At 54.1% G+C, this 16458-nt stretch carries 17 protein-coding genes; 10 read left to right on the top strand and 7 right to left on the bottom strand.

Going from position 1 to position 16458, the window contains the following annotated elements:
• Positions 1-120: 120 nt before the first annotated feature.
• The 3 genes from ACGHM3_RS09070 to ACGHM3_RS09060 all read right to left on the bottom strand — a co-directional run bounded on the left by ACGHM3_RS09070 (position 121) and on the right by ACGHM3_RS09060 (position 2481).
• The gene (locus ACGHM3_RS09070; RefSeq protein WP_345418562.1) at positions 121-720 is read right to left on the bottom strand and encodes a hypothetical protein; all 600 of its coding nucleotides are present in this window, start codon (positions 718-720) and stop codon (positions 121-123) included.
• Positions 721-772: 52 nt separating this feature from the next.
• Entirely contained in the window at positions 773-1138 is a 366-nt protein-coding gene (locus tag ACGHM3_RS09065; RefSeq protein WP_345418559.1) for a response regulator, read from the bottom strand.
• Between the two features lie 92 nt (positions 1139-1230).
• Complete coding sequence (locus tag ACGHM3_RS09060) at positions 1231-2481, bottom strand: YihY family inner membrane protein (protein WP_345418554.1); 1251 nt, start codon at positions 2479-2481, stop codon at positions 1231-1233.
• A 154-nt stretch (positions 2482-2635) separates the two neighbouring features.
• On the opposite strand from ACGHM3_RS09060, the gene arsC reads away from it, so the two are divergent.
• From arsC to sppA, 4 genes are all read left to right on the top strand, one after another.
• On the top strand, positions 2636-2980 hold the full coding sequence (gene arsC / locus ACGHM3_RS09055) for an arsenate reductase (glutaredoxin) (RefSeq protein ID WP_345418550.1): 345 nt from the start codon (positions 2636-2638) through the stop codon (positions 2978-2980).
• Positions 2981-2998: 18 nt separating this feature from the next.
• Positions 2999-3601, top strand: a complete 603-nt coding sequence (gene wrbA / locus ACGHM3_RS09050; protein WP_345418548.1) for an NAD(P)H:quinone oxidoreductase — start codon at positions 2999-3001, stop codon at positions 3599-3601.
• Between the two features lie 11 nt (positions 3602-3612).
• Positions 3613-3996, top strand: a complete 384-nt coding sequence (locus tag ACGHM3_RS09045) for a DUF2069 domain-containing protein (protein ID WP_345418547.1) — start codon at positions 3613-3615, stop codon at positions 3994-3996.
• Between the two features lie 120 nt (positions 3997-4116).
• Entirely contained in the window at positions 4117-5973 is a 1857-nt protein-coding gene (gene sppA / locus ACGHM3_RS09040) for a signal peptide peptidase SppA (RefSeq protein ID WP_345418544.1), read from the top strand.
• Between the two features lie 24 nt (positions 5974-5997).
• Here sppA and ACGHM3_RS09035 read toward each other — a convergent pair whose 3' ends face one another.
• The 3 genes from ACGHM3_RS09035 to ACGHM3_RS09025 are packed head-to-tail and all read right to left on the bottom strand — an operon-like array spanning position 5998 to position 8314.
• On the bottom strand, positions 5998-6327 hold the full coding sequence (locus tag ACGHM3_RS09035) for a multidrug efflux SMR transporter (protein ID WP_345418541.1): 330 nt from the start codon (positions 6325-6327) through the stop codon (positions 5998-6000).
• A 39-nt stretch (positions 6328-6366) separates the two neighbouring features.
• Complete coding sequence (hda, locus tag ACGHM3_RS09030; protein WP_345418538.1) at positions 6367-7077, bottom strand: DnaA regulatory inactivator Hda; 711 nt, start codon at positions 7075-7077, stop codon at positions 6367-6369.
• A 46-nt stretch (positions 7078-7123) separates the two neighbouring features.
• On the bottom strand, positions 7124-8314 hold the full coding sequence (locus ACGHM3_RS09025) for a DUF2066 domain-containing protein (RefSeq protein WP_345418535.1): 1191 nt from the start codon (positions 8312-8314) through the stop codon (positions 7124-7126).
• A gap of 320 nt (positions 8315-8634) precedes the next feature.
• Here ACGHM3_RS09025 and purM point away from each other — a divergent pair, with 320 nt between their 5' ends.
• From purM to ACGHM3_RS09005, 4 genes are all read left to right on the top strand, one after another.
• A complete protein-coding gene (gene purM, locus ACGHM3_RS09020) occupies positions 8635-9690 on the top strand; it encodes a phosphoribosylformylglycinamidine cyclo-ligase (RefSeq protein WP_345418532.1) in 1056 nt (351 codons plus the stop codon).
• A gap of 2 nt (positions 9691-9692) precedes the next feature.
• Entirely contained in the window at positions 9693-10355 is a 663-nt protein-coding gene (purN, locus tag ACGHM3_RS09015; protein WP_345418529.1) for a phosphoribosylglycinamide formyltransferase, read from the top strand.
• Positions 10356-10784: 429 nt separating this feature from the next.
• Complete coding sequence (locus tag ACGHM3_RS09010; protein WP_345418526.1) at positions 10785-12446, top strand: AAA family ATPase; 1662 nt, start codon at positions 10785-10787, stop codon at positions 12444-12446.
• 5 nt (positions 12447-12451) lie between these two features.
• The gene (locus tag ACGHM3_RS09005) at positions 12452-13420 is read left to right on the top strand and encodes a general secretion pathway protein GspB (protein WP_345418523.1); all 969 of its coding nucleotides are present in this window, start codon (positions 12452-12454) and stop codon (positions 13418-13420) included.
• 20 nt (positions 13421-13440) lie between these two features.
• On the opposite strand, the gene ACGHM3_RS09000 is transcribed toward ACGHM3_RS09005, so the two are convergent.
• Positions 13441-14049 carry a YigZ family protein gene (locus ACGHM3_RS09000; RefSeq protein WP_345418520.1) on the bottom strand — a complete coding sequence of 203 codons (609 nt, stop codon included), beginning with the start codon at positions 14047-14049 and terminating at the stop codon, positions 13441-13443.
• 300 nt (positions 14050-14349) lie between these two features.
• Here ACGHM3_RS09000 and ACGHM3_RS08995 point away from each other — a divergent pair, with 300 nt between their 5' ends.
• Together ACGHM3_RS08995 and ACGHM3_RS08990 are read left to right on the top strand one after the other, a co-directional pair.
• On the top strand, positions 14350-14754 hold the full coding sequence (locus ACGHM3_RS08995) for a hypothetical protein (RefSeq protein WP_345418517.1): 405 nt from the start codon (positions 14350-14352) through the stop codon (positions 14752-14754).
• Between the two features lie 287 nt (positions 14755-15041).
• A complete protein-coding gene (locus ACGHM3_RS08990; protein WP_345418514.1) occupies positions 15042-16424 on the top strand; it encodes a TolC family protein in 1383 nt (460 codons plus the stop codon).
• Positions 16425-16458: the final 34 nt, after the last annotated feature.

The raw sequence follows: 16458 nt of genomic DNA, 5'->3' as shown, positions 1-16458 counted from the left end.
CCTACAGCGGTAATCTGAGGCCGCTTTAAGATGTAGGAGCGTACTGGGGTGGAGCGTTTGCGTGCTAGCGTCGATTGGTAGTTGTGGCTAGTCAGGACAGCGTCCTTTAACGTTGGCTTATTATGCCATCAGCCTATGCAGAGCAGCCAATACGGAAGTTTGCATGGGCTCCGGCAGACAAAATACCAAGCTGGCATTATACACGTGGCTTTCTAGCCGATAGTTCATTTCCACACTGAGCGTATCGCCCAGCAGGGCTATTTTTGGCAGATCGACCTTGCCCCAAGGCTGGTTGTGATGCAACAGCTGCAATGGTGCCAAAGCGAGCTCCAGCTCGAGCACCTCGGCAAAACGCCTTAATGCCGTACAAATCAACACCTGACTCATCTGCTGGTGAAAGCGCGCACCTACCGCACTGCTGCTGACTCCGGGCGCGTTTTCCAACACCGCTAGGCTTTCACTACAGGCCACGCAAAGGGCACTGGCCGAAGCTTGGCCAAGACTAAACTCTTGTGCGGCCACGCTGATAGCATTGACCGATCCCATTTCCGCCAGCAGATCCCGTGGCTCGGATTGGCCACCCAACTGCTGTATTTTAGGAATGGATAATGTAACGAACTGACCGGTAAAATCGAACAGCGCTTCGCCACCGGCCCCCATAGCCAGGTTACAGGTTTCTCTTAAGGCATCTTGATCATCTTCGCTTAGCAGGTTTTTCACAGGCGTGGCCTTGTCTGGGTACCTTATTGTTATTGATTAAAGCAAGCCAAAGCTAGAGCAAGCCAAATCGTTGTAGCACCTCAGTTAACGAAGTCTGATTAATAGGCTTGCGAATGAACTCCAGAGCCCCGAGGCGCAGTACCCTGTCCCGAGCATCCGGCTGAATATCTCCGGAAATCACAATGACGATGCACTTGTGGTTGTCCTTGCGAATGGCTTCCAATACCTCATAGCCGTCCATTTCCGGCATGGTTAGATCGAGAAATACCATTTCACCTCGCCCCTGCTGAATGGCCGCCAGGCCCTCAATGCCGTTCGCCGCGAAAGTGACATCAACGTCCCAGCCCTGCGGCAGGGATCGGGCCACTTGCTTGCGGGCCATGCTGGAGTCGTCGCAAATCAGTAATGGTATGGTCATGGACAGTGTTCGGTTAATTCCGTTTTTTCAACAGTATAGAAGTTAATCCGATTTCTGCCCTGTGCGGGTAGCCAACGGCGGCTAAAGAACGATTAGGATGGCGTTTTCGGCACCTCGAACAACTCCAGCAACGTTATGTTAAGCGCACTGGATTGATGGACCTGGCACTCAGCAATGCGCTGCTGGAGCTTTTCCTGCCAGGGCTCCAAATGGCCACTAAACGTTTTAACCTGGCCTAACTCAGAACGCGCCACGCAATGTTCGATGTCACGCACGGTGATAGAATCCAGCGTGCGACCCAAAACAAAGCGACCGGAATTGGTTTCGGCTAATATCCGGGCCTTCAACAGGTTGTTTTTGATGCGGTTAAACTGCTCAGGATGTACCCCCCAGCGGTAGGCATTAGCGGCGCGTACCGCCGAACCGCCTCGCATTCCTTTCACCACCTGAGAAACGAACACCATAGCTGCCATTAGCTCTGTATAGCCTTTGGCGGAGGCCTCGATGCGCAGGTGCACCAAACACCGCACCAGTACCGCCCCGCCCAAAATCAGAGACCAGAGCACGTAAATCCACAACAAGAATAACGGCACAATGGCAAAGGCACCGTAAATGAGCTCGTAGCTGCTTTTGGCCACCAGCGCCGTAAACAGGTTTTTACCGGTTTCAAACAAAATGGCGGTTATCAAGCCACCTATGGCGGCCTCTTTCATGGGCACACTGCAATTGGGCACCATGGCAAAAAACAAAGTGAATGCGATGGCCGCCAACACGCCGGGCAAATACCCCAGCAACACGGGCCCCAGGCCGAAGTCCTCCAACCCACCCCAGCGCAACTTGATGGATAACAAATAGGTACTGATGGCCAAACCGGCACCAATCAAAATGGGCCCAAGGGTGAGCACGGCCTGATAGATGAGGAAGTTGGACAGACCGCTGCGCGCCTGCTCCACCCCCCAGATTTTATTGAAGGTCTTCTCGATATTTTTCAGCATCAAATAGGCGGTCACCACCAACACCGCCACCCCAGGCAGGGTTAAGCTGCGAGCTCGCTCTGTAAAGCTGGCTAAATGCTCTTGCACTGCCTGGCCACTGGTGGGCACCAAGTTTTCGAAAATCACCTTTTGCAGCATCGTCTCCAGCTCACCGGAGGCCGGTAAGATCGACACCAGCGAATACACCAGGGTTAACATAGGCACTAGCGCAAACAAAGAGACGTAGGTCAGCGATGCTGCACTTTGCTGGCAATCCCGCGCCATAAAATGTTGATACACCTCGATCACCAGACGCCATACATAGCGGCCACGCGCCCTTAGCGATTCCATACTAACGTTTGCTAACATACCGCCCCTTACCGTAACGTATCCCCAAAATTGATGACCAACCAGCCGACAGCCTAAGCCCGCCGCACAGGTGGGTGCAGTGTATAGCGTTAAAGTTATTTCTCACAATGCTACGCTAACTGCTTATAATCGCTGGCACAACATAGGAACCCACATGCTGACCATTTACCACAATCCTCGCTGCTCCAAATCGCGCAACACCCTGCAATTGATTGAGGCCGCAGGCATTACACCAGAGGTGGTACTGTATCTTGAAAACCCGCTCAATGCGGAAGAAATCGGCTCGCTGTTAACCAAGTTAGGCATCTTCGCCCGCGACTTGTTGCGTAAAGGCGAGAGCGACTACAAAGGCAACAACCTCAAAAACCCAGAACTGAGCGAGCAGCAGTTGATCGATTTTATGGCTCAATACCCCAAATTAATCGAACGCCCAATCGTGGTGAAGGGCGACCAAGCGGTACTGGGGCGCCCGCCCGAGAACGTAAACCGTTTTTTGTAAGGAGCCCAGAGCCGAACCATGTCCGCCCTACCCTATGTTTTAGTGTTGTACTACAGCCGCAACGGCGCCACCCAAGCCCTGGCCCTGGAAATAGCCCAGGGTATTGACGAAATCGATGGCATTGAAAGCCGCGTCCGTACCGTGCCGGCAGTGTCACCCAACTGCCAAGCCACCGAGCCGGACATTCCCGACCAAGGCGCTGTTTATTGCAACACCGAAGACCTGGCCCAGTGTTCCGGCTTGGCCGTGGGCAGCCCCACTCGCTTTGGCAATATGGCCGCAGCCATGAAATATTTTTGGGATGGCACCAGCGATTTGTGGCTCAGCGGGGCGCTCATCAACAAGCCGGCCGGCGTATTTACCTCGTCGGCCAGCCTCCACGGCGGCCAGGAGTCCACCCTGCTCACCATGATGGTGCCTTTGCTGCACCATGGCATGGTGCTGGCCGGCATCCCGTTTAGCGAACAGACCTTGACCAACACGCAATCCGGAGGCACGCCCTACGGCGCCTCACATCACGCCCACAGCTCCGAGGAGCTTACCGAACACGAGCGCCAACTGTGCCGCGCCCAAGGCCGACGTTTGGCGCAATTAGCGCTCAAGCTCTCGGCGCAACCCTAGGAAGATCCACCATGACCGACACTGTTGAACAATGGCAAAGCAAAGCCGAACTCCACTACAGGATCACGGTGGTAAGCTTTGGCCTATTAATAGCCCTGTTGATACTCGGCCAATTTGTGCACGGGTTTTCCCTGACGAAATTGGGAATGCAGTTGATTCCCCTGTTGATATTCATCCCCGGCCTTATTGCCAAGGTCAATTACCGCACTTACTCTTGGTTGTGTTTCGTGCTCTTGGCGTATTTCACCGCCTATGTGGTAGAACTGGGATCCCCTCTGCGCCATTGGACCGACGGCATTGGCGTAACGCTAACGGTAGTGATGTTTGTCAGCGCGATGATGGCCAGCCGCTACGTTCAACGCTGGCAGGTCGCTCTGCGTGAGGCCCAGGTGTAAACGGTTAAGCGAAGATCGGCATCCAACCATTTCAGACTGAAGCACTATCATGTGCACAAATTACTTTTGGCCGGGAAACACCAATCCGCCCAATATTGAGATCAGCAAAAGGAAAACCCTATGAGCGCAAGCTCCCCCGGACTCTTTCGCCGTTTCTTTGGCGGCATTTGGCGCACCGTAACCTGGCTGCGCGTGGCCTTTTTTAATCTGCTGTTTTTACTGCTGCTGGTTATCATTGTCACCGCGCTTTGGCCCAAAAAGCCGCTACAAATCAGCAACGAAAGCCTGCTGGTGTTGGCACCATCGGGCCTTCTGGTGGACCAATACACCTACATAGACCCAATGACCCAGCTGCTCGGCGGCCAGCAAGCCGAAAACGCCGAGACCTTAGTATCGGACTTGGTGGATGCCATAGATCTGGCGGCGGCGGACGATAATATCAGCGCCATGGTGCTGAAACTGGATGAACTGGCCGGAGGTGGCATCAGTAAACTGGAGGAGATTGGCCAGGCGCTGGATCGCTTCCGCGCCACAGAAAAGCCCATCTACGCCTATGGCACCAATCTTTCACAGGAACAATACTACCTCGCTGCTCACGCGAATGAAGTGCGCATGGATCCGCTTGGCAGCGTATTGGTTACCGGCTTTGCTAGCTATCGCAACTACTTCAAAGAGGCACTGGATAAGCTATCAGTGAATATGCACGTGTTCCGCGCCGGTGATTTTAAATCCGCCATGGAGCCCTTTATGCGCAACGACATGTCCCAGGAGGCAAAAGAAAACAACCAACTTTGGCTTAACGAGTTGTGGGGTGTTTACGCCTCTCGCATTGAAGAATTACGCCAACTACCCGCCGGCGCGCTAAATGATTTTATCAACACCATGGATAAGTCGCTGCAGGAATACCAGGGTGATTTTGGTCGCCTGGCATTGGACGCGGGCCTCGTGGATGAGCTCACCACCAGCGCCCAGTGGCGTGCGTTTATTGAGCCCAAGCTGGGCAAAGACCAAGAATACGCGGTGGATCACGCCAATTACCTATCCATTCGCCGGGCCGGATTTATTCCGGGCACCAAGGCCAAGGTTGCGGTGATCACCGCTCGCGGCACCATTGCTCAGGGTGATCGGCCCAATGGCGAAATCGGTGATCAAAGCTTTCTACAACAGCTGGAACAAGTGCAAGACGACAAAGCCGTCAAAGCCTTGGTAGTGCGCATCGACAGTGGCGGCGGCGGTGTTAACGCCAGTGAAGCCATCCGCCAGGGATTGTTGGAGCTGCGCCGTAGCCGCGATATACCCATCGCCATATCCATGGGCAGCGTAGCAGCCTCCGGGGGCTACTGGATGGCCACCGCCGGTGATGAAATCTGGGCCACCCCCACCACCATCACAGGCTCAATCGGCGTGTTTGCCGCTTTCCCCACGGTAGAACAGAGCTTAGAAAAGGTCGGCATTCACACCGACGGTTTATCCACCACGGACTTGGCCGGCGCCATGCGCATCGATCGCGAGCTATCGCCGATGACCCAGTCTCTGGTGCAGCAAAGCATCAATCACATGTATCGGGTGTTTTTGGACATCGTCTCCCAAGCTCGCGACACGTCACCCGAAGCGGTGGATCGTATTGCCCAGGGGCGCGTATGGAGTGGCAGCAAAGCCTTGGAGCTGGGCTTGGTGGATAATTTGGGTAACCTGGATGACGTTATCGGCCGCGCCGCAGAAATGGCGGGCCTGGATGACTACGACATAGAGGCCATTAAAAAGCCACTTACGCCGGTGGAACAGCTGGTGGCCGAAATTAACAAAGCCACCGTCACCCACAGCGTGAAAAGCGCCTTGGGGTTAGCCACCCAGAGTACCCTCTCACCAAGTTTTATGGCCCACGTGCAGCGCGTGCTGGAGCCCTGGTTAGCATTGGACAAACTGGACGACCCACGCGGCTTTTACGCCCTGTGTGCCACCTGTGTTACGCCCTAGCTCACGCTCTTTTCGGCTACTGCATCAGTGGCCGGAAGACTTCGAAAACACATTCATCACCACCACCCCAGCGATGATCAGCGCCATGCCGATTAACGTCGCCAGATCGGGCTTCTGCCCAAATACCAAAAAGCCCACCGCAGCAATTAACACAATGCCCATACCCGACCAGATCGCGTAGGCAACGCCTATGGGTACGGTCTTCAAGGTTAGAGATAAGCAATAAAAGGCCACGCCATAGCCCACCACCACTAACGTGCTGGGCCACGGCTTGGAGAATTGATCAGACGCCTTTAGTGCTGCCGTGGCAATCACTTCCGCCACAATGGCTACCGCCAGATAAACGAAGCCCACACAGACTCCTCACATAAGAAATACAAGCAACCATTAACGCTAAAGCTCTAGCACCTGCTTGATAAAAGGAATGGTCAACCGGCGCTTTGATACCAAGGTTTCTTGATCCAAGCGCGCCAGAACCGCAAACAAACTGGCCAACCCCCGCGGGCTATGGTTAACCACGTATTGCGCAACGTCCTCGCCAATTTGCATACCCAAGCTGTGGGCCTGCAATTGCAGTGCTCGCACCTTGGCGGCGTCGTCCAGGGGGACTAATTGATAAACCGGCCCCCACAGCAGGCGGCTGAGCAAATCTGGCAACCCAACAGCCAGGGTGTTGGGCGGGGTATGGCTAGCAAAAATGATGCGTCCGCCCTGATCCTTAATGCGATTAAATGCGTGGAACACCGCGCGCTCCCACTCGGGCTTACCCGCCACCACATCGACGTCATCAATGCACAGTAAAGCCGTCGGGTTCAGTTCGTTTAACTCCGACGGGGCCAATCCACCCGCCAAACTCGCATAGTGGGCTGCTACCCCAGTTGCGCTGGCGTGGCTGGCGCAGGCCTGCAGCAAATGGCTTAGGCCAACGCCGGCGCCGCCCCAAATAAAGGCCACCACCTCACCGTTGCCGCAGGCCATTTGATACAAACAGCGGGTAGCTTGCAGATTGGGGGAATCCTCTGGCAGGTAATAATTTGCGAAGCTAGGCTCCACCTCAAGATTAACCGGTAGCGCCAGCTGTTGGCCGGGAGTGTTGGACGTCAAACCGCTTTCTCCCCCCAAAACCGCCGCATGGCTACAACCAACTGCACTAGTCACCCACCCACAATAATTGCACCGCAGGCGCCGTGGCGACGGCGGTATCGTTGGCTACGGGTTGCAGTTGACGATCCAAGGCCAAGGCCGTGGTCAGACTACGATAGTCACCGTTGATGTAAAACGTTAATACCAAAGTGTCGCCGTCCACCGCTTGAATGTCGTAATGGCTCAAGGCCGCCAAACCATCAAGGTAATTCACCGCATTGGCGTAGGATTTAAAACTGTCGATGCCGGTAATGATGGCCGGCGTTGGCTCGCCGTCGGCGCGGCTGGCTGAGACGGAATAGATGGAAGACAAATAGCGGGTCACTTCCGACAGGCCGTCGGCCAGTGCCACATCAAATTGCAAATCGCTGCTGTCAAACACCTCACTACGACTGCCTTGCTGGTAGCGCCAGCCAATTCGCCAACTGCCAGAAGACGTTTTAGCCACCCGTCCAACAAGAATGCTGTCGGCACCGTAGCCCTGGGATACCTGCTCAATGGCTGGCATATCCAACGCCCAAAGGGTTCGCGCCGAAATACCGGTAGCAAAGGACTCTACCTCACTCTGTTCGTCTGCCCCTATCTCCGTTTTGGACTGGGGATCTCGGACAATATCCGAGTTATCACCGGTGCCAGCAGCGGAATCGTCTGAGGCTGTAAATTCCCGTGTGGGCAACGCAATAGGTAGGCCTACGGCAGTAGCTGACTCCTGCAACTGCTGCAACATCGCCAGCGGGGACTCAGGGTCAGTGAAGCTTTCGGGAGTAATCAGCGCAGTGCCGGTTTGATAATCTTTCATCACTAACCACACCAAAACCTCTGGCCGGTTAGCAGGCCAAACCGGAATGTCGGCTTCGCTTAGCAAATTATTGATGGTGGAAGGACCAAAACGCGCCTGTAGGTAGGTGATATTCGGCGGCAGCGTGGTGTAACTGTAAGCCTGCAAATAGCGGCTGCTTTGTTCTAGGGCTTCTACCACCAGTGGGTTTTCTAAATACAAACGGCTGCCGGTGACTTTCACAAGAACCTGAGCCAGCGCTTGGCTGAGTACTCGACCACGCGTGGCTGCGGTACGGTCTGCGATTTCAACCTTTGCAGAGTAAAGATCGAGCCGGGTTTCGGCACTGGCATGGCTGGCCGCCAACCAAACACTCAAGCAGGCTATCACTGCTAGAGCCCCAAATTTTATCTTTCCCATGCCCCAAAACCCTCTATATAGCGCCATTTTTCCGGCGCAACACTACACCAGCGGCCTGGCTTTGAGAAGTGCGCTAATCTCAGTCAGCGGTTAATTTACCAGTTGGCCTATTCGCTCGGCCGCCATTTTAATCATAGCCTGGCAGTTCGGAACACGCTTTAACGCCATCCTTATGGCCTTGCTAGTGTCAACCGGCTCCGGTGCTGGTAGACTAGCCGGCCTTTTTAGGCGGTATCGCCTTCCACAAGGTAGCTGCGCCGACACGCCGGCTCACGCTGCCTGTCAGAACCACACACAGCAACGGGAAACAGACAATCTCCATGACCGACGAACACAAGCCATCACTGAGTTACAAAGATGCCGGTGTCGATATTGACGCAGGTAATGCCCTGGTCGATCGCATCAAAAGCGTGGCGAAAAGAACCACTCGCCCTGAGGTGCTTGGCGGCTTGGGCGGATTCGGAGCCCTGTGTGAAATCCCCAGCAAATACAAACAGCCTGTTTTGGTCTCTGGCACCGATGGCGTAGGCACCAAATTACGCCTGGCTATGGATTTACAGCAACACGAAACCATCGGCATCGACCTAGTTGCCATGTGCGTCAACGACCTGGTAGTTGCCGGCGCCGAGCCGTTGTTCTTCCTAGACTACTATGCCACTGGCCAGCTGAACGTAGACGTAGCGGCCGATGTGGTTTCTGGCATTGGCGCAGGCTGCCAATTGGCCGGTTGTGCCCTGGTGGGTGGCGAAACCGCGGAAATGCCAGGCATGTACGAAGGCGAAGACTACGACCTGGCCGGTTTTTGCGTCGGCGTTGTGGAAAAGTCAGAAATCCTAGACGGCAGCCAGGTGAAGCCTGGCGACGCGTTAATCGCACTGGCCTCCAGCGGCCCCCACTCCAACGGTTACTCTCTGATTCGTAAAATCATTGACGTCGCCAAGGCCGACTTAAACGCCGAGCTGGATGGCAAACCGCTGGCCACACACCTGCTAGAGCCGACTCGAATTTACGTCAAATCCTTGCTGCAGTTAATGGCGGCTCAACCGCTACATGCTTTGGCGCACATCACCGGTGGTGGCCTGACGGAAAACATTCCCCGTGTACTGCCAGACGACTGCAAAGCGGTTATCGATCAAAGTAGCTGGCAGATGCCGGCCATCTTCAACTGGCTGCAAGAGCACGGTGGCGTGGCCGAATCCGAAATGATGCGCACCTTTAACTGCGGCGTGGGTATGGTTATCGCTTTGCCGGCCGCCAATGTTGACGAAGCTCTGGCCCTGCTTAAGAAAGATGGCGAAAGTGCCTGGCTGATTGGCGAGATCGCTAGCAAAGCTGAAGGTGAAGATGCGGTGCAATTCATCGGTGGGCAAGCCTAACCATGGCGCAAAGCTCTTCCAAGCCCTGCCAAGTGGTGGTGTTAATTTCGGGTAGCGGCAGTAATTTACAGGCTTTGATCGACGGCCAGAAAAACGGCAGCTTAGATATCGACATCGCTGCGGTTATCAGCAACAAAGCCAGCGCGTTCGGCCTTACTCGTGCCAACGACGCTGGCATTGCCACCCAAATCCTCAGCCACCGGGACTTCGCCGACCGCGAGAGCTACGACCAAGCATTGATACAATGCATCGATGCCTACCAGCCAGATTTACTGGTGCTGGCTGGTTTTATGCGCATTTTAACGTCAGGGTTCACGGAACATTACCTGGGCCGCACCTTAAATATTCACCCTTCTTTGCTGCCTAAATACCCTGGCCTACACACTCACCAGCGCGCCCTGGATGCCGGAGATCAAGAGCACGGGGTGAGCGTGCACTTTGTAACCGCTCAGCTCGATGGTGGCCCAGTGATTGCCCAGGCCATAGTGCCGGTTGAGGCCGATGACGACGCCGATGCTTTGGCCAGCCGAGTGCTCGTGCAAGAACACCAACTCTACCCCACCGTGGTGCAATGGTTTGCCCAGGGGCGCCTATCGCTGGTGGAGGATACAGCCCACCTCGATGACCAACCCCTACCCGCCCAGGGAGCCCATTGGCCACAATAACCTCATCAGCGGCAGCCCGTTTGGGAGTTGCACAAAAACGAGCGCCGCTTTTTAGACGCCGCCCGCTGTAGTAAAATTTGTAACTTCTTAAGTAACGTCTTTAAAGCTAAAGCCGCTCCACCTTCTCCTTACCACAGCGTTCACAGCGCGATACCGTGACCAATCGCCCCTGCTTAACATCAAACTGTTTCGAGGTGACCACCTTCCATTTATGAAAACCACTACGGCACAGGGATTTACCCTTGTGCTTTTCAGAGAGTTTGGGTCGTTTGAAGGGAAGAATGTCGGCCACGGGCGGGTCTCATGGGAATAAACAAGCCAAAAGTGTAACAGGCCCAAAACAATGGGCAAAACCGCGCTGCAAGGTGTGACGCGGCTGGCGCTTATCGGTACAATCATTGCGCCAGTGGAGAGGACAGACATTACAATATGTACCATCAGTATTTTGGCCTAAACGAAGCGCCATTTTCGATTGCTCCCAACCCCGTTTACTTGTTTATGAGCCGCCGCCATAAAGAGGCCTTGGCTCATCTATTGTACGGCGTCAACCATGGAGGGGGCTTCGTTTTACTTACGGGTGAAGTGGGCACCGGTAAAACGACGGTGAGCCGAGCGTTGCTTAAGCAACTGCCGCAAAACACCGATCTCGCCTACATACTCAACCCAACGCTGTCTTCCATAGAGCTACTGGCCACCATCTGCGACGAGCTAAAAGTCACCGATATAAAGGACGCCAATAGCCTGAAAGAACTGTCCGACCGGCTGCATCAATTTTTACTCGACAACCACGCCCAGGGCCGCAACACCGTTCTTATTATCGATGAAGCCCAGCACCTAGATTACAAAGTAATGGAGCAAATCCGTTTACTAACCAATCTAGAAACCGATGAAAAGAAACTGCTGCAGATTGTTTTTATTGGTCAACCGGAACTCAACGAGCTACTGGCCAAGCCGGAGTTACGCCAGCTAGCACAACGCATCACCGCTCGTTTTCATATTGAGCCACTCACCCTGGTGGAAGCCCAGGCCTATATACGCCACCGGCTAATGGTTGCCGGCATGCCAGCCAGCCAAACCCTGTTTAACCAATCTGCGGTTAAAATGATTCACCGCGCCAGCGATGGTATTCCGCGTTTAATTAATGTGATTTGCGACCGTGCCCTACTCGGAGCCTATACCCACAACCGCCCCATGGTGGATACAGAAATTGCTAGGGCGGCCATTTCCGAATCCAGCCATCAACCCAGCGGCAGCGGTGATAACCAGTTACCCATCAAAATCGCCACAGGCTTAACACTGTTGTTAATCTTGCTGCTTGGCGGGCTATTACTGACGCAAATCGGCGGTAGCGACACCGACCCACAATCGGCCGAAATCGCACTCACCGAACCCGGGCAAATTCTGCGTGGCAGCACCTCAGCCGGTGATACAGCGGCCAGCGCAGTAGCTGAACCACCAGCGGCACCGGCCACCACCGAAGAAGAGATTTACCGCACCAGTTTTGGCCAAAAGAAAGACGCCATCAATGCGCTACAGCAAGCGTTAAGTGTATTCACGGGTAATTTCGACCAACCCTGCCGACAGTTAAAAAGCTTTGGCGTACTCTGCCAAACCGAAGAGTTCCGCAGCTGGCAGGATTTTACCCACTACAACCGGCCCGGCGTTTTGCGCTTAGACATCGACGAGCAACAGCGCTACCTAGCCGTGACCGGCACCCGAGGCCCCAACCAACTGGAGGTGGTTACACCGGATGGCACCCAACACACTTGGCAGATGTTTCAGTTGGGCCAATACTGGTCTGGGCAAACAGAATTGCTGTGGCAACCACCCAGCAGCTACGCCCCCCTGCTGAAACCCGGCGACCGTTCGCCTTTCGTGCGCTGGCTGGCCAACAGTTTTGCCAAAATGGATAAACAAACCCAGCCCTTGGCACAATTCGAATACAACCAAGCACTCGAAAGACGCGTTATGTTTTTCCAATCCAACACCGGTATCCCCGCTAACGGCGTTATCGATTTAAATACCGTGTTAAAAATGAACGATAAACTGGGCGTGGATTTCAAACTCTCGTCCACCAGTAGCGGCCAGTAGTCACTATGTCTTACATCCTAGATGCCTTGCAAAAATCTGAGCAAGATCGGCAAAACCAACAGGCGCCGTCGCTAGCCAACCAATACGACGCACAGTCCTTAGCGCCAATTAAAAAGCCAAAATTGATGTGGTGGCTGGTGGGTTTGCTAGCGGTTTTAATAGCGGTGGTAGTGGCTTATTTGGTGTTTCAGTGGCTACAAAAACCTGAGTCTGCGGGTTATACACCGCCGGCCAGCGCCAAGGTCAGCGCCGCCCAGGCCAATCAAGCCGAAGCCACACCGACTCTTAACCAACCTATCGACAATCAGCCCGGCAACAATCAATCTGGCGGCGAACAAGCGCAGAATCAACCTACGTCTGCCGCCTTTCAAGACAAACCGACTTTTAAAGAACCAGAACCAAAACCCCTAGACCCTAAAATCGCCGATCTGTACAGCAATCCGCCGGCGGCAGAGCCGGAGTACGTTTACGCCGACGACAATCAATACCAGCTCACCGACGATGGCCAACCCGAGGCTGTAGCGCCGCCTACGCAACCGAAACAATCAGCCGCACAGGCACAACCGTCCGCGCAACCCCAACCCGCCGCCAAGCCTCAGCCGGGAACGATAGTAGAACCGGTGGTGACCGCAGGCACCATTGCCCCTGCTCAAACCCAACCCAGCGTGCAAGAAGAAACAACCAGCGAAGCAAGCAACAGCCAAGCTGGCGGCGTGGTTGAAGGCGGATTTATGTCCATAGATCAATTACCGGACAGCGTTAAAAGCGAAATCCCCGCCATTCGTTACGTTGCCCACGTGTACGCCGGAGAAAACAAAGCCGGGTTTGCAATTTTAAATGATTACAAGCTAAAAGCCGGAGAAAAACTCGCCGATGAGCTGTACTTAGAAAAAGTCGACAAAGACCATATCGTGATGAGCTATCGCGGGTATTTTTTCCGCTTAGCCGCTATGCAAAATTGGAAGGGCCAATAAATTAGCCCCCTTTTACAATCTCAGCGCTGCCAGTCGCAGATAGCCGCTCCAGAGCTGATGGAGGCAAGGTCGCGCGTAAATACAGTCTTTTCTGCAGCCGGAACTAATACTGGCAAGGTTACTCCCGCAGCGTATTGGGCGCCTTCCACCACGCCACCCAGCTGCTCAACCAAGTGGCGGACTTGCGCCTCGTGGGCAAAGCCACAGCGGATTACCGCCGCGGCTAATTGCAAGCGAGTTTGCACAGTGCAATCGGCTAAAACCAAGCTCACCGCATCGCTGTAAGCGCGCTGCAAGCCTCCCATTCCTAATTTAATGCCGCCAAAATAACGCACCACCGCCACAATCACTTCACCCAACCCGCTGTGTTCCAGCACCGCTAGCATCGGCCTGCCCGCTGTGCCCGAAGGCTCACCGTCGTCGCTCATGGAACGCACCGTGGTTGTGGGGCTACCGGCAATATAAGCCCAGCAGACGTGGCGCGCCTGGGGATGTTGCTCACGAACAGTTTGCAACGCCGCCAGTGCTTGAGAACGGTCACTGGCCGGCTGCAAATAAGCAATAAAACGGCTGCGTTTAATTTCCAGCTCAGCGCTACAGGGCTGTGCCGGGACTGAATATTCTTCCAAGGGGTTTCCTACGGGAATTATTTGCGCAGTTTACATTGGCACCGGATTTATAATTGAAGACAAAGAGTTTAAAGCAATTAGCGCCCGTAGCAACGCCAACCATTTGCTTACTCTGCTATTCCTAACCTTCCCCCTAGCCCTCACCCAGGCCCTCCCCTACATCTGCATCGAAAAGCGCCGAACATAAATCACACCTTGGCCATAACAATGCGCCAATCACCGAAAGGTAAACAAACCTTGGGAACCAGCCGCGCATTTGCTACTCTTATAGCCAATCACAGCTAAGACCTACGCGTTCCAATGCTTAACTCACGCCAAATACTTTCTGCGCTGCTAATAATCACGCTGATGTTGCAATCACTGGTGGCGGCTGCCGATACGCATCAGACGAGTCACTCCGGGCCCGAGCACGTAACCGCCAAACATCAACATTTGGAAACCCAGCAAAATCTCGATGAATCGAATGTAGAAGGTCAACCTGTAAAGCAACAAGATTTGAATACATTGGTGGCGCTTAACGATTTATCCGAAGCCAAAACCTTTGATTGCCACCACTGCTGCCACGGTGCAAGTTCAATACATTATTACCCCGCACCTTGTGCCGACCAAGGCCTTATCACTGGGCGGCAAAGCGCCCAATTTGACTATCACTTTTATACCCTTGCATTGCGTCTCCCTCCAGAAGACCGCCCTCCCATCGCTTAACACGCTTTTTAAAGCTACCTGGTAAGCAATTTAGACAGCGATCCCGCCGATTAGCGGATATTAAAAACCACCCGGCCATTGTTATTTCTACTCAATGACGCGGGTTGGTAATCGTGACGATTTCAACTCAATTGCAGGTTAATTGCCAGGCACAGCCTTAAGCGCCGAAAACGCCATAGCCAAGCTATGGCCGTTTTCAATACTGATGCCAAACCCCGTGCACAATTATCTGCAGGTTTACACGCGAGCATGGGTTTATTGGCCCTCAAAACGCCTAGGAGAAAACTATGCCTCCGATACACACGCGACGAGCCATTTCAGCTTGTTGCTGGGCTGCCCTGTGCGCCATTACCAGCACAGCCAGCCTGCACACCCTGGCACAAACCACCGCCAGTGATACCGACACAAGCACTACCGTCGTTACTCACATTGACAAAACTGCAAAGAGTACTTTGCATAGCAATCTAGACAGTCTCCGAAAAAACAACGACACCCAATTAAGTTTGTCACTGGCCATTCAATTAACCCTGGCCAATAACCCGGGGCTGATGGCATTTCCACTGAAGCAGCAACAGGCGCGGATCAGCCAAGCACAAGCGGCATTAAAACCGGCCTATGAAATTAGCCTGGAGGCCGAAAACCTCGCCGGCGACAACGCTTTTAGCGGAATTAACCAAGCAGAAATAACACTTGCCCTGTCCTCGGTATTGGAATTGGGAGGCAAACGCCAGGCTCGGCTTCTCTTAAGCCAAGCAAACACATCCGCCGTCGAACTGCAGCAACGAGTAGCCACGCTAGACACGCTGGCACAACTCACCCAAGAATTTATTGCCGCACTGGCGAGCCAAGCGACCCTGGCCTTAGCCAAAGAACGAGAAGATTTAATGCAAGCACTGGTGACCGATAGCCGCAACCGCGCCCAGCGCGGAGCACTGTCGCCACTGGAGGTATTGCGCGCCGAAGCTGCCCGGGCCCAGGCGCAACTTGCACGGCAATCTTGGCAAGCGCAACTACACCAACAAACCCAGGCTCTCGGTCGATTTTGGGGTGAGTCGCAATTTGCGGTGAGCCAACTGCTAGGAGAGTTATTTCAATCCCCGAATGAGCTGAATATTAATGCTTTGCTGCTGCAGCTGGACTCAGCGCCTGTCAATCAATTAATGGCCAGCCAAGAGCGGATACAAACCGCCCAATGGCAATTAAGCAAAACCCAAGAGCGAGCCGACCTTAGCTGGCAGCTGGGCCTGCGCCATTTGCAGGGAGAAGAAGCCACTGCCGCCGTTGTAGCACTGTCCATGCCATTGGCCAGCCGACCCAGAGGCCAGTTGGCCACGGCTAAATCCCGTGGCCAACGCGAGCTATTAATGTTGAGCCAGGATCAACAGAGATTACAACTGCGCCTGCAATTAACCACGGCCCATCAACAAAGGCAGCAATTTTCTAGCGCCTTAAAACGCTTACAAAATGATGTTATTCCCCGATTACAGCAGGCTCTGGATATTGCCATCAACGACTATCAACGCGGCAGGCTGCGATTTCAAGATCGCTTAACCGTGCAAGACGAATGGCTTCAAGCCAAGCAACAGCGTATTGATACCGCCGCCGCCCTGTTAATCAACCAATCCATTTTAGAGCAGCTTACCGGCCAAGCTCTTAGTCCTAAGCCTTAAGTGCTATGCCCTATGCCCAAGCCCCGCTCATACG

Origin of the sequence: Halioxenophilus aromaticivorans (genome assembly GCF_042850945.1) — a bacterium.
Classification (GTDB): domain Bacteria; phylum Pseudomonadota; class Gammaproteobacteria; order Pseudomonadales; family Cellvibrionaceae; genus Halioxenophilus; species Halioxenophilus aromaticivorans.
The sequence above is the reverse complement of the archived record's forward strand: the minus strand, read 5'-3'. Positions and strand labels throughout refer to the sequence as shown.

Coding starts and splice junctions, on each gene's coding strand:
- ACGHM3_RS09065 (WP_345418559.1), bottom strand. CDS start 1,138: ATGACCATACCATTACTGATTTGCGACGACTCCAGCATGGCCCGCAAG.
- ACGHM3_RS09060 (WP_345418554.1), bottom strand. CDS start 2,481: ATGTTAGCAAACGTTAGTATGGAATCGCTAAGGGCGCGTGGCCGCTAT.
- arsC (WP_345418550.1), top strand. CDS start 2,636: ATGCTGACCATTTACCACAATCCTCGCTGCTCCAAATCGCGCAACACC.
- wrbA (WP_345418548.1), top strand. CDS start 2,999: ATGTCCGCCCTACCCTATGTTTTAGTGTTGTACTACAGCCGCAACGGC.
- ACGHM3_RS09045 (WP_345418547.1), top strand. CDS start 3,613: ATGACCGACACTGTTGAACAATGGCAAAGCAAAGCCGAACTCCACTAC.
- sppA (WP_345418544.1), top strand. CDS start 4,117: ATGAGCGCAAGCTCCCCCGGACTCTTTCGCCGTTTCTTTGGCGGCATT.
- ACGHM3_RS09025 (WP_345418535.1), bottom strand. CDS start 8,314: ATGGGAAAGATAAAATTTGGGGCTCTAGCAGTGATAGCCTGCTTGAGT.
- purM (WP_345418532.1), top strand. CDS start 8,635: ATGACCGACGAACACAAGCCATCACTGAGTTACAAAGATGCCGGTGTC.
- purN (WP_345418529.1), top strand. CDS start 9,693: ATGGCGCAAAGCTCTTCCAAGCCCTGCCAAGTGGTGGTGTTAATTTCG.
- ACGHM3_RS09010 (WP_345418526.1), top strand. CDS start 10,785: ATGTACCATCAGTATTTTGGCCTAAACGAAGCGCCATTTTCGATTGCT.
- ACGHM3_RS09005 (WP_345418523.1), top strand. CDS start 12,452: ATGTCTTACATCCTAGATGCCTTGCAAAAATCTGAGCAAGATCGGCAA.
- ACGHM3_RS08995 (WP_345418517.1), top strand. CDS start 14,350: ATGCTTAACTCACGCCAAATACTTTCTGCGCTGCTAATAATCACGCTG.
- ACGHM3_RS08990 (WP_345418514.1), top strand. CDS start 15,042: ATGCCTCCGATACACACGCGACGAGCCATTTCAGCTTGTTGCTGGGCT.